This window comes from Stenotrophomonas sp. WED208, assembly GCF_040984485.1.
Lineage (GTDB): Bacteria > Pseudomonadota > Gammaproteobacteria > Xanthomonadales > Xanthomonadaceae > Stenotrophomonas > Stenotrophomonas riyadhensis.
Genome location: NZ_JAZARB010000001.1, coordinates 1,750,682 through 1,764,660 on the forward strand (window position 1 = coordinate 1,750,682; position 13,979 = coordinate 1,764,660).

17 protein-coding genes are annotated in these 13,979 nt (G+C 66.4%); 11 read left to right on the plus strand and 6 right to left on the minus strand.

Annotated features, from left to right (window positions below; genetic code table 11):
* Window positions 1-101: 101 nt before the first annotated feature.
* Entirely contained in the window at window positions 102-767 is a 666-nt protein-coding gene (locus VPH47_RS07775) for an HD domain-containing protein (protein ID WP_368850448.1), read from the minus strand.
* A gap of 264 nt (window positions 768-1,031) precedes the next feature.
* On the opposite strand from VPH47_RS07775, the gene VPH47_RS07780 reads away from it, so the two are divergent.
* Complete coding sequence (locus tag VPH47_RS07780; RefSeq protein ID WP_197612289.1) at window positions 1,032-1,289, plus strand: YjhX family toxin; 258 nt, start codon at window positions 1,032-1,034, stop codon at window positions 1,287-1,289.
* Window positions 1,290-1,359: 70 nt separating this feature from the next.
* On the plus strand, window positions 1,360-1,866 hold the full coding sequence (locus tag VPH47_RS07785; protein WP_368850449.1) for a GNAT family N-acetyltransferase: 507 nt from the start codon (window positions 1,360-1,362) through the stop codon (window positions 1,864-1,866).
* A 22-nt stretch (window positions 1,867-1,888) separates the two neighbouring features.
* Here the strand turns inward: VPH47_RS07785 and VPH47_RS07790 are convergent, their stop codons facing one another.
* The 3 genes from VPH47_RS07790 to VPH47_RS07800 all read right to left on the minus strand — a co-directional run bounded on the left by VPH47_RS07790 (window position 1,889) and on the right by VPH47_RS07800 (window position 3,427).
* Complete coding sequence (locus VPH47_RS07790) at window positions 1,889-2,095, minus strand: hypothetical protein (protein ID WP_153856067.1); 207 nt, start codon at window positions 2,093-2,095, stop codon at window positions 1,889-1,891.
* 58 nt (window positions 2,096-2,153) lie between these two features.
* Window positions 2,154-2,591 carry an acetyltransferase gene (locus tag VPH47_RS07795; protein ID WP_153856068.1) on the minus strand — a complete coding sequence of 146 codons (438 nt, stop codon included), beginning with the start codon at window positions 2,589-2,591 and terminating at the stop codon, window positions 2,154-2,156.
* A 68-nt stretch (window positions 2,592-2,659) separates the two neighbouring features.
* Entirely contained in the window at window positions 2,660-3,427 is a 768-nt protein-coding gene (locus tag VPH47_RS07800) for an NAD(P)H-dependent oxidoreductase (RefSeq protein ID WP_153856069.1), read from the minus strand.
* A gap of 78 nt (window positions 3,428-3,505) precedes the next feature.
* Here VPH47_RS07800 and VPH47_RS07805 point away from each other — a divergent pair, with 78 nt between their 5' ends.
* The 5 genes from VPH47_RS07805 to VPH47_RS07825 all read left to right on the plus strand — a co-directional run bounded on the left by VPH47_RS07805 (window position 3,506) and on the right by VPH47_RS07825 (window position 7,469).
* Window positions 3,506-3,865, plus strand: coding sequence for a helix-turn-helix domain-containing protein (locus tag VPH47_RS07805; protein ID WP_153856070.1), 360 nt, complete (start codon window positions 3,506-3,508; stop codon window positions 3,863-3,865).
* Window positions 3,866-3,940: 75 nt separating this feature from the next.
* Window positions 3,941-4,465, plus strand: coding sequence for a tRNA adenosine(34) deaminase TadA (tadA, locus tag VPH47_RS07810; RefSeq protein ID WP_110712729.1), 525 nt, complete (start codon window positions 3,941-3,943; stop codon window positions 4,463-4,465).
* A gap of 74 nt (window positions 4,466-4,539) precedes the next feature.
* Window positions 4,540-5,112: an oligoribonuclease gene (orn, locus tag VPH47_RS07815; protein WP_110712728.1), complete on the plus strand. Its 573-nt coding sequence runs from the start codon at window positions 4,540-4,542 to the stop codon at window positions 5,110-5,112.
* Window positions 5,113-5,271: 159 nt separating this feature from the next.
* Window positions 5,272-6,144, plus strand: coding sequence for an EcsC family protein (locus tag VPH47_RS07820; RefSeq protein WP_368850450.1), 873 nt, complete (start codon window positions 5,272-5,274; stop codon window positions 6,142-6,144).
* A gap of 209 nt (window positions 6,145-6,353) precedes the next feature.
* Window positions 6,354-7,469: an alkene reductase gene (locus VPH47_RS07825; protein WP_110712726.1), complete on the plus strand. Its 1,116-nt coding sequence runs from the start codon at window positions 6,354-6,356 to the stop codon at window positions 7,467-7,469.
* An 87-nt stretch (window positions 7,470-7,556) separates the two neighbouring features.
* Here VPH47_RS07825 and VPH47_RS07830 read toward each other — a convergent pair whose 3' ends face one another.
* On the minus strand, window positions 7,557-8,450 hold the full coding sequence (locus VPH47_RS07830) for a mechanosensitive ion channel family protein (RefSeq protein ID WP_110712725.1): 894 nt from the start codon (window positions 8,448-8,450) through the stop codon (window positions 7,557-7,559).
* Between the two features lie 149 nt (window positions 8,451-8,599).
* On the minus strand, window positions 8,600-10,978 hold the full coding sequence (ppsA, locus tag VPH47_RS07835) for a phosphoenolpyruvate synthase (RefSeq protein ID WP_368850451.1): 2,379 nt from the start codon (window positions 10,976-10,978) through the stop codon (window positions 8,600-8,602).
* Between the two features lie 145 nt (window positions 10,979-11,123).
* Between ppsA and VPH47_RS07840 the strand changes: the two genes are divergently transcribed.
* The 4 genes from VPH47_RS07840 (at window position 11,124) to VPH47_RS07855 (ending at window position 13,878) form a co-directional block, all read left to right on the plus strand.
* The gene (locus tag VPH47_RS07840) at window positions 11,124-11,945 is read left to right on the plus strand and encodes a pyruvate, water dikinase regulatory protein (RefSeq protein WP_110712723.1); all 822 of its coding nucleotides are present in this window, start codon (window positions 11,124-11,126) and stop codon (window positions 11,943-11,945) included.
* A 150-nt stretch (window positions 11,946-12,095) separates the two neighbouring features.
* Window positions 12,096-12,605 carry a DUF1249 domain-containing protein gene (locus tag VPH47_RS07845; RefSeq protein WP_049398213.1) on the plus strand — a complete coding sequence of 170 codons (510 nt, stop codon included), beginning with the start codon at window positions 12,096-12,098 and terminating at the stop codon, window positions 12,603-12,605.
* Between the two features lie 42 nt (window positions 12,606-12,647).
* Window positions 12,648-13,136, plus strand: a complete 489-nt coding sequence (locus tag VPH47_RS07850; protein WP_049462146.1) for an 8-oxo-dGTP diphosphatase — start codon at window positions 12,648-12,650, stop codon at window positions 13,134-13,136.
* Window positions 13,137-13,260: 124 nt separating this feature from the next.
* A complete protein-coding gene (locus tag VPH47_RS07855; protein ID WP_110714339.1) occupies window positions 13,261-13,878 on the plus strand; it encodes a DUF2239 family protein in 618 nt (205 codons plus the stop codon).
* Window positions 13,879-13,979: the final 101 nt, after the last annotated feature.

Consider the following 13,979-nt stretch of genomic DNA (forward strand, 5'->3'; position numbering starts at 1 on the left):
CGCGATGGGGGCGGGGAGCCGGGCATTGTACTGCTGCAACGCAGCAGGGATCACCGCATGCTGCCAAGAAACAGCGTTCGGCCGGTGGAGTCCACGGCCGGTCAGGCCCGGATATGCATGTCGCTCCAGATGGCGAACGCGACGGGTTCCATCTGCGTTTCCAGCTCGGCGAGCACGATGTCGCGAACCCTGATCAGGGCCGCGTGGTGTGCGGACAGTGACGTGTCGCGGGTGCCCGTGGTGGATCCAGGTCCGCCAACACACTGCTCCAGCGAGCAGGCCGCCTCCATCAGGTGCTGCAGGCGCTGCTGCGGCGTGGCTCCGCTCCCCGCATCCGACGACGATTGACGCTGGCCCAGTGCAGCGAGGGCCATGCTGTACTTGCCGCGCAGGCGCTCGGCCAGCGCGGGGGCCAGCTGCCGCAGGCGCCTTGGATGGGCGTTGTCCGCGATATCGGCCAGCTTCACTTTCAAGGCCAATGGATGTTCACGGATGCGTGCGTAATAGTGGGTTGCATCCTGCGCGCTGTGGCGGCTGAGCAGGTTGACCGTGTCGCGGATCGGCGGTGGAAACGCCTGCATCCGGTCAGCGAAGTCCGGACAGTCCTCGACCACATCGTGCAGCCACGCTGCGGCCTTGGCCATGTCATCGTCGCGGATCGCCGCCGCCACTCGTGCCACATGCTCGATATAGGGATGGCCGGCCTTGTCCTGTTGCCCTGCGTGGGCTTCGGTGGCCAATGCGCGTGCCTGGGCAACCCAGTCCATGTTCGCGTCCTGCAGGTGGAGGCTCGATTATCACCCGGCTTTCGCGCCAGGGCGTTGACTGGCCGTGGAGCGCTGGTTAGTGTGACGCCACCTGCAAGCTGCAGGTGTCTACCGAGTGTGGTTTTTCATGTTGGAGAGTGTCGTCATCGGATAACCCTTCCCGTGTGTCTTCCGGGAGCGGTTATCGAATGCGTGGTTCCTTGGCCGGGCGCTGTTGGCAGCCCGTGTCGTCCGCATTTCCGATTACGCAGGATCTCTCTTTCCATGAATATCTCCCGAGCGGAGCAGAGGACGCTGCACGTCCTTGCCCAGGGTGGCTGCATTGCCTGCAGCCGTGATGGCTCAGGCCGCGTGCGCGGTGTCGAATGCTTCAACCGTGAAGGACTGCTGCTGAGCGATTGCACGTTGGCCGTCTTCAGGAAGCTGAAAAACAAGCGCCTGATCAGTTCGTACGATGGCCGCCCCTACCGGATCAATCGTGCCGGACTGGTCGCGGTGCGCCCGCAGCTGGACAATCGCTGATGCACGATGCATCGCTTCTTTTCCATTGTGTTTCCATGGCGCGGCAATGCCGCGTCGACCGAGGTGTCCCTTGAACTACATTCTTCGTACCGAAAATTCCGCTGACATCGCCGCCATCCATGCGTTGACCCGCGCTGCCTTTGCCAACGCGGCACACAGCAGCCACACGGAGCAGTTCATCGTCGATGCGCTTCGCGTGCGCGGCGAGCTGGCGGTTTCACTGGTGGCCGAGGTGGATGGACACCTGGCCGGCCATGTGGCGGCCTCGCCGGTATCGATCAGCGATGGCAGTCGCGGTTGGTTTGGCCTGGGGCCGATCTCGGTATTGCCCGAATGGCAGGGGCAGGGCATCGGTGCGGCGTTGATGCGGGCAGCATTGGAAGCCCTGCAGCAGCGGGGCGCACAGGGCTGCGTGCTGCTGGGCGAGCCGGCGTACTACGGCCGCTTCGGCTTCCGTGCCGAGCCGGGCCTGGTGCTGCCGGGTGTGCCGGCGGAGTACTTCCAGGCACTCTGCCTGCAGCCTCCGTTGGCGCAGGGCGAGGTGCAGTACTCACCGGCGTTCGAGGCGACGGCCTGATCCACGCCTGGCGCGTTCCCGCTCAGGGCGCGCGCCAGACGGTCGGTTCGGGTTGCGGCTTTGGAATCCGGTAGCCGCCGATATGCTCGAGCAGTGCGTTGGTACGGCGCTGCTCGAGCAGTACCTCGCGCAGCAGGTTGCGCACGGCAAAGATGGCGAACGGCACGAGGATCCAGACCAGGCTGATGCCCAGCGCAAACAGGGTCAACAGGGCTTTTGCACCATCCATGCACGGCGTTCCTTGATCGAAAGCAGCCACGCTAGCACGCGGCTGCTGCCAACGGATGTCAGGCCTTGTGCCGGAGATGGATCAGGGGATACGGGCGGCCCTGCGAATCCAGTGGCGAACGACCGGTTTCGACGAAGCCCATGCGCAGGTAGAAGCCTACGGCCTGCGCATTCTGTGCGTTGACGTCGGTGCTCAGCTGCGGGTGCAGCGCCAGTGCGTGCTGCAGCAGCTGCCGGCCGATACCAGTGCCGCGCACGTCGGGATCGATGAACAACGCTTCCATGTGGCTGCCGTCGATCAGCATGAAGCCCTGTGGCTGGTCCCGTGCATCGACAGCGACGGTCATCGGCGCCTGCGGCAGGAAGCCTGCCACTTCGGCATCGATGGCCTGGCGGTCTTCGGCACTGAGAAAGTCGTGGGTGGCGTCGACGGCGCGACGCCAGAGTGCGACGAGGGCGGCGCCATCGTCGGCGCGCGAGGGGCGCAGGGTGGTCATGTGTTCACCAAGGTGCTTAGCAGGAGCGTGCAGTATGAGGCTTTCCGGTAGCGCGTGCAGGCGCGGCGTCATCCCGCATCGCGATGGCGGATGAAGGGGCTGAACGCAGGTGCTTCCGCGCGCAGCACCACACCTTCTTCGAAATCCTCGCTGTCATTGAAGGGCACGGTCGGCCACTGCGACCACCGGGCAAGCCGTTCGCGGTAGTCGCGGGCAGCCGTGGCGAGTGCCTCGTCGTGCGCCTGCACACGGTCTGGCGGAAGTCCGGAACGCACGCCGTGCACCACATGCGGTTCCATCACGTCGAAGCCAACATAGCGCAGGCTGTACATCAGCGGCCAGAGCAGCAGCCGGGTATCGCCCTCGCGGCCGTCGATCGCGCAGGCCCGTGCCGATGAGCCGGTGGTGACGCTCAGCAATGCACGCTTGCAGCGCATCACGCCGTGTTCGTGGCGCTGGCGGCTGTTGTACATCGGCCCGTAGACCAGCACGCGGTCCAGCCAGCCCTTGAGGGCGGCCGGTGCAGCGAACCACCATAGCGGGAACTGCAGGATCAGCAGGTCGGTGGCCTGCAGCAGTTGCAGATGGCGTTGCACCTCGGCAGGCAGCTGGCCTTGTTCGGCGCTGTGCCGTTGTTCGCGCTGGGCATCGAAGCGGCCAGGCTGCAGGCGTTGAGGATGGTGGTGCGCGGCTTCCAACGGGTCGAAGCCTTGCGCATACAGATCGATCACGTTCACCTGCAGGTCATCCTGCCGCAACTGCTCGGCGGCCTGCGTGGCAAGGTGGGCGTTGAAGGAACGGGGTTCGGGGTGGGCCAGCAGGATCAGGGCGCGCATGAGCAGAGGGCGTGTTGGAGTGTGCGACCATCCTCGCGATGCCGGCGAACTGTCGCAATTACGTACCTTGAGGTAACCATGGCCTATCCCGGTGATGTCTATGCCGCCGACTGCTCGGCGCGCGATGCGCTGGCACTGATCTCCGGCAAGTGGGTGATGCTGCTGTTGCCAGCGTTGGCGCAGGGCCCACAACGCAACGGCGCGCTGCTGCGGAAGATCGAAGGCATCTCGCAGAAAGTGCTGACGCAGACATTGCGCCAACTGGAGCGCAACGGCCTGGTCGAGCGCTGCGATCTGGGCAGCAAGCCGATGCATGTCGAGTACCGGTTGACCGAGGTTGCGCGCGGCCTGGTCGAGACGCTGTCCGCCCTGGACCGCTGGGCCGAGCACAACTTCCCGGCGCTGGATGCGGCCCGCGAGCGCTTCGACGCGCGTTAGCGGCGCCTGCACGGCCCCGGGCGTACAATGCGGCCCCGGCGGCCATCCTGGCCCTGCAGACACACGAGAACCGCCATGACCGATGCCCTGGGTGTACCGGTGCACGACGCCGACGAACACTGGATGCGCCATGCGCTGGCGCTGGCCGAACGCGCGCAGCGCGAGTTCGATGAGATTCCGGTGGGGGCGGTGCTGGTGGGCGCCGACGGCCAACTGCTGGGTGAGGGCTGGAACCTCAACATCGCCTCGCACGACCCAAGCGCACATGCCGAGATCGTGGCCATGCGTGCCGGTGGCAAGCGGCTGGCCAATCATCGCCTGCTTGGCAGCACGCTGTACGTGACCCTGGAGCCCTGCGCGATGTGCGCGATGGCGATCGTGCATGCGCGTGTCTCGCGGCTGGTCTACGGCGCCAGCGATCCCAAGACCGGTGCCTGCGGCAGCGTGTTCGACCTGCTCGGCGATGCCCGCCACAACCACCGGGTGGAGATCCACGGCGGGGTGCTGGCCAAGGACGCCAGCATGCGCCTGACCAACTATTTCCGCGCCAAGCGTGGCAAGCCACCGCTGCTGCTGGAAGACCACGGCGGCGAGGGTTGAGGGGCGAACGGGTATGATGGGCGCCTCTTTCCACCACCGGTAGGCCGCGCGCCTGCCCAGCAGCGAGGCGACACATGGCGGACAACGGCGCGGCCAACGAACGACTGATCTGGATCGACCTGGAGATGACCGGGTTGGATACCGACAATGATTCGATCATCGAGATCGCGACCGTTGTCACCGATGCCCAGCTCAACGTGTTGGCCGAAGGCCCGGAATTTGCCATCCACCACCCGCTGGAAACACTGGAAGCGATGGACGAGTGGAACCGCAACCAGCACCGCCGTTCGGGCCTGTGGCAGCGCGTGGTGGACAGCACCACCACCCTCGGCCAGGCCGAGGCACAGACGGTGAATTTCCTGGCGCAGTGGATCCCGGCCGGCCTGTCGCCGATGTGCGGCAACTCCATCTGCCAGGACCGCCGCTTCCTGCACCGCCAGATGCCGCGCCTGGAGAAGTACTTCCACTATCGCAATCTGGACGTGTCCACGGTGAAGGAACTGGCCAAGCGCTGGGCGCCGAACGTGGCCGCCGGCGTGGGCAAGAACAGCAACCACACCGCACTGAGCGACGTGCACGATTCGATCGCCGAGCTGCGCCACTACCGCCAGTTCATGGGCGCGCTGTCGGGCCTGCCGACTGCTTGAACGCCGCCGCCGGGCATGGCCCGGCGCTACCGGGTGACACGCGAACTGGTAGTGCCGGCCGCTGGCCGGCAATTCAGCGGCCTGCGTGACGTGTATCAGGTTGCCGGCCAGCGGCCGGCACTACCCTCCGTTCAACTCCCTGGCGCTAAGATCGGCGCCATGAACGAGCCCATCCTGCTCCCCCCCGACATTGCCCACGACGCCCGCGACTGGTCTGACCTGCAGCGGGCGGTGACCCTGCTGGAAGCACCGACCCTGACCGCGCGCATGGCCAACCTGGTCGGCACGCCACTGGAGTTCGCGGTGAAGGCATTGCCCAAGGCGGTCTCCGGCCGCATCCACGGTGCGGTGCAGGCAGCACTGTCCAAGTCGGCGCAGGCGGCGCTGTGGAGCATGGACAACACGCCCGGCAAGGGGGCATCCACCCGCTGGCACAAGCTGGCGGCAGCGACCTCCGGTGCGGTGGGTGGCGCCTTTGGTTTTGCCGCGCTGTTCATCGAGCTGCCGGTATCGACCACCATCATGATGCGTGCGGTAGCCGACGTGGCCCGTAGCGAGGGCTTCGACCTGTCCGAGTTCAGCACCCGCCAGGCCTGCCTGGAGGTGTTCGCGCTGGGCGGCAACTCGCCGCGCGATGATGCCAGCGAGACCGGCTACTACCTGGCCCGCGGCTTCACCACCGATGTGATGCGCCACCTGTCGGCCGAGTTGGCCGGGCGCGTGGTGACCGGCCGCGACCTCACCCTGGGCGTGGCGCCGAAGGAAGCCGGCAAGCTGCTGGCGAAGATGGTGGAGAAGGTGGCCGCGCGCTTCGGCGTGGTGGTCACCGAGAAATTCGCCGCACAGGCGGTGCCGATTGTGGGTGCGGCCGCCGGTGCGACGTTGAACACCATGTTCACCGACTACTACCAGGACATGGCGCGCGGCCACTTCATCGTGCGCCGGCTGGAGATCAAGTACGGCGAAGACGTGGTGCGCACCTGTTATGACCGCGTGGCGCATGGCGGGGCGTTGATCGAGCCCACGCTGTAGCCGGCTTCGGGGTCAGAGCCCTCTGCGTTGCAAAGGGATCCGACCCCGGTTGCGCGCGGGGTCGGATCCCGTTCCGCAGGACGGGGCTCTGACCCCTGGCCACGCCATCCTTGCCTGCAAGGCACAACTGTTTTGCCACGATCCGCCTGTTGCGCTGTGGCATCCATCCCCATCCTTGCGGTCACTCCCCCCCGCAAGAGATCGCCGCCATGTTGTTCACCCCCCACCGCCTGGGCGCCTTGACCCTGCCCAACCGTATCGTGATGCCGCCGATGACCCGCTCGCGCGCGGCAGGCGGCAACGTTGCCACTGCCGAGATGGCTGCCTATTACGCGCAGCGGGCCAGCGCCGGCCTGATCGTCAGCGAAGGTACCCAGATCAGCCCGCAGGGCCAGGGCTATGCCTGGACCCCGGGCATCCACAGCCCGGAGCAGGTGCAGGGCTGGCGCCAGGTGACCGACGCCGTGCACGCTGCTGGTGGCCGCATCTACGCCCAGCTGTGGCATGTGGGTCGGGTCTCGCACGTGGCCCTGCAGCCCGATGGTGCCGCGCCGGTGTCGTCGTCGGCGCTGCTGGCCGAGGGCGTGAAGGTGTTTGTCGACCCCACCGGCGCAGGCCCGGAAGCGGGCGTGGGCGAGATGATCCAGCACTCGATGCCGCGCGCGCTGGCCGAGGCCGAGATTCCGGGCATCATCGCCGACTACGCGCAGGCCACCCGCAATGCGCTGGCCGCCGGCTTCGATGGCGTTGAGCTGCACGGGGCCAATGGCTACCTGATCAACCAGTTCATCGACTCGCAGGCCAACCAGCGCAGCGACGGCTATGGCGGCTCGCTGCAGAACCGGCTGCGTTTCCTGCGCGAGGTCGTGCAGGCGGTGACTGCAGTAGCCGGTGGTGACCGCGTCGGTGTTCGTCTGGCGCCGCTGACGACGCTGCAGGGCGCGGTGGACGATACGCCGCAGGCTACCTACCTGGCCGCGGCGCACCTGCTGGGTGCGCTGGGCGTGGGCTACCTGCACATCGCCGAAGCCGACTGGGACGATGCACCGCTGATGCCGGTGGCGTTCAAGCAGGCGCTGCGCTTGATCTACCCGGGCACCCTGATCTACGCCGGCAAGTACACCGCCGAGCGCGCCGAGCAGGCACTGGCGGAAGGCTGGGCCGACCTGATCGGCTTCGGTCGCCCGTTCATCGCCAACCCGGATCTGCCGGAGCGCCTGCGTCTGGGTGCGGAATTGAACCCGCCGGATCGGGCGACGTTCTTCGGCGGAGGCGCGATCGGCTTCACCGATTACCCAACGCTGGAAGAAAGCGTCGCCGCCTGATCCCGGAGGCTGCCGGCCAGCGGCCGGCACTACCGGGGCGCGCGGGGCAGGCTAGTGCCGGCCGCTGGCCGGCATTTCTGTGTCGGATCAGGGCTTGTCGCGCACCAGCGCGTCGGCCTCGACCACGCCGCCATCCTTGCCATGCAGGTACAGGTGCATGTCCTGCTGCGGATACGGGATGTTGATGCCGGCCTTGTCGAAGCCCAGCTTGAGCTGTTCCAGCAGCGTGACCTTGGTACCGAACCAGTCGGCCGACTTCACGTAGCAGCGGATGCCGAGATTGATCGCGTGCGCGCCCAGCTCGTACACCACCACGTCCGGTGCCGGCGTCTGCAACACGCGCGGGTCGGCCTTCATCAGCGCCAGCGCGGTGTCGCGCGCCAGCTGGATGTTGTCTTCATAGCCGATGCCCACCACCAGTTCGACGCGGCGGGTCGGCTCGGCGGTCAGGTTGATGATCGGCGCAGCGGTGATCAACGTGTTCGGAATGGTGGTGTGCTGGTTGTCGGCACCGGTGATGACGGTCTGGAAGATGCGCACTTCGCGCACCGTGCCGGTTTGTCCGGCCACCGTCACCACATCACCGACGCGGAACGGGCGCAGCGTCACCAGCATCACGCCCGAGGCGATGTTGGACAGCGAATCCTTCAGCGCCAGGCCTACCGCCAGGCCGGCGGTGCCAAGCACGGCCAGCAGCGGGGTGATCTGCACGCCCAGCGTGCCGATCGCCAGCACCACCACGATCACCAGCGATGCGGCGTACACCACGTTGCGCAGGAAATTGCCCAGCATCGGGTCCACGCCCATGCGCGCGGTGGCGCGTGGCATCGCATTGGACAGGCGTCGTGCCACCCACATGCCGACCAGCAGCACCACGATCGCGGCCAACAATGGCACGCCGTAGGTCTCCAGCAGGCGTTCCCAATCGAGGGAGTGGAACCAGGGTGTTGCGGCGGGGGCGGGTGCTGCTGCGGCGATCATGCGGAAGTCCTTTGCTGCGGGGGAATCTGCGCGGGGCAGGGCGTACATGGACGCCAGAAACACGAAGCCCCGCAGAGGCGGGGCTTGCGTGCAGCAGCAGTATCGGCCGACGCCGATGAACACGACGTCAGCCTGTGGCCATCACGGCATCAGCCGTTGGCCTTCAGCTTGGCCAGGCGCAGCCAGGTATCGACCACGGTATCCGGGTTCAGCGACACCGATTCGATGCCTTCCTGCATCAGCCACTCGGCCAGATCCGGATGATCGGACGGGCCCTGGCCGCAGATGCCGACGTACTTGCCCTTGGCACGTGCCGACTTGATCGCCATCGACAGCAGCTTCTTCACTGCCGGGTTACGTTCGTCGAACAGGTGCGCGACGATCGAGGAATCGCGGTCCAGGCCCAGGCTGAGCTGGGTCAGGTCGTTGGAGCCGATCGAGAAGCCGTCGAAGATCTCCAGGAACTCATCGGCGAGCAGTGCGTTGGACGGCACTTCGCACATCATGATGATCTTCAGGCCATTCTCGCCCTGCTTCAGGCCGTTCTGTTCCAGCACCTCGATGACCTTGCGGCCTTCTTCCAGGGTGCGCACGAACGGAATCATGACCCACAGGTTGTCCAGGCCCATTTCGTTGCGCACGCGCAGCACGGCCTTGCACTCCAGCGCGAAGGCAGCCGAGAAGCTCGGGTCGACGTAACGGCTGGCGCCGCGGAAGCCGATCATCGGGTTCTCTTCGTGCGGCTCGTAGTTGCTGCCGCCGATCAGGTTGGCGTACTCGTTGGACTTGAAGTCCGACAGGCGCACGATCACGGCGTTCGGTGCGACCGAGGCGGTGAGGGTGGCGATGCCCTCGGCCAGGCGGTCCACATAGAAGCTGACCGGATCACCATAGCCGGCGATCTTCTCGTCGATCTTCTTCTTCGTCGCTGCGTCCTGGCGGTCGTATTCCAGCAGCGCGTTCGGGTGGATGCCGATGTGGCTGGCGATGATCATTTCCAGGCGGGCCAGACCGATGCCGGCGTTCGGCAGCTGGCCGAAGTCGAAGGCACGTTCCGGATTGGCCACGTTCATCATGATCTTCAGCGGTGCCGGCGGCATGTTGCCCAGATCGGTGGTGGTGCGCTCGAAGCCCAGCTTGCCTTCGTAGATGAAGCCGGTATCGCCTTCAGCGCAGCTGACGGTGACCAGCTGGCCATCTTCGATGACCTTGGTGGCGTTGCCCGAACCGACCACGGCCGGCACGCCAAGCTCGCGCGCGATGATCGCGGCGTGGCAGGTACGGCCACCACGGTTGGTGACGATGGCCGAAGCGCGCTTCATCACCGGCTCCCAATCGGGATCGGTCATGTCGGCGATCAGCACGTCGCCCGGCTGCACGCGGTTCATGTCGTCCAGCGTCTTGACCACGCGGGCCACGCCCGAACCGATCTTGGCACCGACGGCGCGGCCCTCGGCCAGCACGTTGCCGCCCTTTTCGGTCAGCGCGAAGCGCTCGATCTGGGTGGCATGGCTGCGCGACTTCACCGTTTCCGGGCGCGCCTGCACGATGAACAGCTTGCCGCTGACACCGTCCTTGGCCCACTCGATGTCCATCGGGCGGCCGTAGTGCTTTTCGATGACCAGCGCCTGCTTGGACAGTTCCTGCACGTCCTCGTCGCTGATCGAGAAGGTGGTGCGCAGTTCGACCGGAGTGTCCTCGATCCTGACGCGCTCACCCGGAACATCCGAATACACCATGCGGATGGCCTTGCTGCCGAGCGAGCGGCGCAGGATCGCCGGCTTGCCGGCCTGCAGGGTGGGCTTGTAGACGTAGTACTCGTCCGGGTTGACCGCGCCCTGCACGACCATTTCGCCCAGGCCGAAGGACGAGGTGACGAACACCACATCGCGGAAGCCGGACTCGGTGTCCAGGGTGAACAGCACGCCGGAGGAACCGACGCCCGAACGCACCATCAGCTGCACGCCGGCGGACAGGAACACGTCTTCATGCTTGAAGCCGTGGTGCACGCGGTAGGCGATGGCACGGTCGTTGTACAGCGAGGCGAACACTTCCTTGACCTTGTGCACGACGTCGTCGGCGCCGGTGACGTTGAGGAAGGTTTCCTGCTGGCCGGCGAAGGAGGCATCCGGCAGATCCTCGGCGGTGGCCGAGGAACGCACGGCCACGGCCACGTCGCCGCCGCCGTTGTCGGCGCTCAGCTGGGCGTAGGCGGTGCGGATGTCCTGGTCCAGCTGCGGCTGCAGCGGGGCATCGATCACCCAGGTGCGGATTTCCTTGCCCGCTGCGGTCAGCGCGTTGACGTCCTCGACGTCCAGCGTGGCCAGCTTGTCGAAGATGCGCTTGGACAGATCGTTGTGCGCGATGAAGTCCTTGAAGGCTTCAGCGGTGGTGGCATAACCGCCCGGCACCGAAACGCCCAGACCGGCCAGGTTGCCGATCATCTCGCCCAGCGACGAATTCTTGCCGCCTACGCGGGCCAGATCGGCCAGACGCAGTTCGTGCAACCACAGGATGTTCTCGTTCAAGCGCGATGCTCCGTTTGGCCATCGCCCGAGGCGGGCTGGAATGGCCGCGTCCGTAGGAAGAAGCCGATATGATGCCGGGCAGAGTACCGTCGGCACAAGCTTGTGCTGGCGGCCTTTTTAGGCTTCGTAGGGGGTAAAAGCGCGCATGTCGACCATCCGTCCGGTGTTCTACGTTTCCGATGGAACCGGTATCACCGCTGAAACCATTGGGCATAGCCTGCTCACCCAGTTCTCCGGGTTCAGCTTCATTACTGATCGCATGTCGTTTGTCGACGACCCCGAAAAAGCGCGTGAAGCCTGTGCCCGGATCCAGGCGGCAGGGGAGCGGTACCAGGTCCGGCCGATCGTGGTGAACTCCTGCGTGGACCAGAGCCTGAGCCTGATCCTGGCCGACAGCGGCGCGCTGATGCTGGATGTGTTCGCGCCGTTCATCGAACCGCTGGAGCGCGAACTGGCCACCCCGCGCCTGGCCCGGGTCGGCCAGGCCCATGGCATGGTCGATTTCGATACCTACCACCGCCGCATCAACGCGATGAACTTCGCCCTGACCCATGACGACGGCATCGCGGTGAACTACGACGATGCCGACGTGATCCTGGTGGCGGTGTCGCGCGCCGGCAAGACGCCCACCTGCATCTACCTGGCCCTGCATTACGGCGTGCGCGCGGCCAACTACCCGCTGACCGACGAAGACCTGGAAAGCGACCGCCTGCCGCCGCGGCTGCGTGCCTACCGGCGCAAGCTGTTCGGCCTGACCATCGATCCCGACCGGCTGCAGCAGATCCGCCAGGAGCGGCGCCCGAACTCGCGCTACGCCAACCTGGACACCTGCAAGCGCGAGGTGGCTGCAGCGGAGGTGATGTTCCAGATGGAGCGGATTCCGACCCTGAGCACCACCCATACCTCGATCGAGGAGATTTCCAGCAAGGTGCTGGCCACGCTGGGGCTGCAGCGCGAGCTGTATTGACCCTCAGAGCTGGTAGAGCCGGCCGCTGGCCGGCTCCTCGATGAACCCTCGGCTGCGATGCAGGGCTGCCGGCCAGCGGCCGGCACTACCCAGGGGTTGGCTTGCACGTGCGCGCCCCCACGTTGAAGCACCAACGTGTAGGATCGACCCATGGCCCGAGCCTTGCCCCGCACCGAACGCATTCCCCGCCTGAGCCGGCTGAGCTGGCTCATGGGCCTGTACGCGGAAAACTACCGCCACCTGGTGCGCCTGTTCGAACCGGCCGGACTGGTGGCGGGCAGCTACATTTCCTCGATCGGCGACGGCCTGGACGTGCGCCTGGACGTGATCGAGTGCCACCGCTACACGGTGGAACTGCGCTTGACCTACGACCTGGCCGACCCGGTCACCGGCGAGCCGGATCCGTCGGCCTATGTGCGCCTGTACCGTGACGCGCGCCAGGCCGAGACCACCCATTGCTACGTGGGCCGCCGCTGGCAGGACACGATGGGCCTGTATCCGCCGCCGGCGGAGCTGATAAGCCACCGCATGCGGATGAACACCTTCCTCGGCAAGTGGCTGGAGTACCTGGCCGAGCGCGGCCACGGCGTGGCCACCCTGCGCCGCGATCCCGACGGTGCTGGCACACCTGCCGAGCGCCGCCTGTCGCTGGTGCGCTGATCGGCCATAATCCACGGCTGACCTGCCGCTGGATGCTGCCCCATGCCGTACACCCCGATCGTCGCCACCCTGGGCTATGTGCTGTCGCCTGATCGTCGCCAGGTGCTGATGATCCATCGCAATACCCGTCCCGGTGACCACCACCTGGGCAAGTACAACGGCCTGGGCGGCAAGATCGAAGCGGACGAGGATGTGGCGGCCAGCATGCGCCGCGAGATCGCCGAGGAAGCCGGCATCGACTGCACCGGCATGCGCCTGCGCGGCACCATCAGCTGGCCAGGCTTCGGCAAGCACGGCGAGGATTGGCTGGGCTTCGTGTTCGTCATCGATGGATTCGAGGGCACCCCGCACGGCGGCAACCACGAAGGCACGCTGGAGTGGGTGGACCTGGACAAGCTGGACACCCTGCCGATGTGGGAGGGCGACCGCAACTTCCTGCCGCTGGTGTTCGACGCCGACCCGCGCCCGTTCCACGGCGTGATGCCGTACAAGGACGGGCGCATGGTGAGCTGGTCCTTCAGCCGCCTGTGAACCGGGAAATCGGGTAGCTGCCAACCTTGGTTGGTACGCTCTTCTGGCAAATTAATACCCGGGCAATATTGACGGGATCAAATTACCCGGGCAATATTTGCGCATCGCTTCTGATGCCATTGCCATGCCTGCGTCCCGACTCCCTCCCTTCAGTTGTTTCGACGGCCATCGCCTGGTCGCTTCCGGTACCCCGGAAGTGGCCGCGCTGGCGCTGAAGCAACTGCGCGCCGACAACGCTGCCGGACCATTGCTGGTGTTCGACAACGCCACTGGCCGCACTCGCGATTTCGATACGCGCGGCAGTGACGCAGAACTCCTGGCGCGGGTAAACGAAGCGTTTCCCGCCGCCGTGGAGACGGATGCCGACGTCACTGCCGAAGAGGCGCCCGCAACCCCGCGTGGCCGTGGCCGCCCCAAGCTGGGCGTGGTCGCCCGCGAAGTGACGCTGTTGCCACGCCATTGGGCGTGGCTGGCCGAACAGCCGGGTGGGGCCTCGGTGGTGCTTCGCCGGCTGGTGGAAGCGGCCAGCCGTGCCGGTGCCGACAAGGACCGCCAGCGCCGCCACAGCGAGCGTACCTATCACTTCCTGCAGACCATCGCCGGTGACCTGCCGGGTTTCGAGGAGGCGATCCGTGTCCTGTTCGCGCATGACCGCGCGGGCCTGGAAGCGGCGCTGCGGAGTTGGCCCGCGGATGTGTGCGCCCACGCCCTGCGCCTGGCCTTCGAAGACGCTGGCGGCTGAGCCATCGCGCCGTTGCTGAGCGACGGCGCCACCTGACCGCGGGCCACGGCCCGCTTCCCCTGTGCTTGCTTTGCTGGCGGAAACGCCGGGCAGGGCGGCGC